At 61.6% G+C, this 1,071-nt stretch carries 2 protein-coding genes; both read right to left on the bottom strand.

What is annotated here, in order from left to right:
* Nucleotides 1-54 precede the first annotated feature (54 nt).
* Nucleotides 55-450: an ankyrin repeat domain-containing protein gene (locus tag XcuCFBP2542_RS18920; protein WP_425478065.1), complete on the bottom strand. Its 396-nt coding sequence runs from the start codon at nucleotides 448-450 to the stop codon at nucleotides 55-57.
* A gap of 66 nt (nucleotides 451-516) precedes the next feature.
* On the bottom strand, nucleotides 517-1,071 hold a 555-nt coding region (locus XcuCFBP2542_RS19880), incomplete at its 5' end, for a Tle-like phospholipase domain-containing protein (RefSeq protein ID WP_484606944.1).

The following is a 1,071-nucleotide window of genomic DNA, read 5'->3' as shown; positions in this document are numbered from 1 at the left end:
TGCAACTCCACTTGGTCGTGTAGGGGCTCAGGCTACGACACCTGGCCCGCTACGTTATAGGACTGTTGCACTTCGCGGGCGAATCCACCGCCCTTTGAATCGTGTCGTATTCTGCTGCGGATGCAGCTTGCGTGCATTGGGATCTGCCCCATTTTCCAGCATCGCCCGCAATCCCTCCGGGTTCTGCGTGAGGATGGGCCACATCAGCAGCGGGTAGCCGTCCTTGGAGAAGATCACATCAGGATCGACATGCTTTTCTTTCATCAACCGCCGCACTTCCTCGACGTTGCCATGTTCGGCGGCCAGCGCCAGCGCTTGTGCCTTGGGATCGGGGAAATACGAGCGCAGCGGATACGCCGACTGCTGCGCAGGCGCAGGCAACGACACGCCGCCGCAGCTGGCGCAGACCAAAGACAACGACAGAACGAGGATTCGTACCAGCCTGGACACGGCGCATCCCTTTATGAAGCGGTGAAGGCGGCCAGCGCTTGTCTGCCGGCCGAAGATGCCCTTAGCCTAGACCTGGCAAGCGGCCTGTGCAAAGCGCGCTGCACGGCGTGCGCTACCCCGCCCACCCAGGCTGCGCCCCACCTGCACACCTTGCGATGTAGCATGGTTCATCGCACGGTCGTAACAATAGGTCCTCAACCCTACCGACTGGGGGAAGTTGTTGGCGACAAAGTCTTCGCTGCCAGTGGGGCGGAGACGGTCGGGTGTCAGGACTTCACCGGCCGAGCCTTTGTATGCCACGGTGGGCTTGTAGCCCGGGCCGAGGATGGCAGGGTCGGGGAGGTAGATTTCGGCGCGGAAGCCTGAACTGTCAGGCTTCAGCAAGTCTCTTATCTGATCGTCAGTCATGTTCAGCTGCGGCGCGTACTCGCGCAGCTTGTCCAGATGCTCGCTGGCGCGAATCCATCCGGCACCCGGCTGTCCCTCGCCTCTGGCCGAGTCGTACACATCGTCGGCTAGCCCGGCCATCTCACGGTCGTGATAGAGCGGTTGCAATTCTTCGGCATGCTGCCGGGCTATTGGATCGCTGCTAGTCCGCAGTTGCTCAAGTACGGTGCGCTG

It is taken from the genome of Xanthomonas cucurbitae (assembly GCF_002939885.1).
Taxonomy (GTDB): Bacteria; Pseudomonadota; Gammaproteobacteria; order Xanthomonadales; family Xanthomonadaceae; genus Xanthomonas; species Xanthomonas cucurbitae.
The sequence above is the reverse complement of the archived record's forward strand: the minus strand, read 5'-3'. Positions and strand labels throughout refer to the sequence as shown.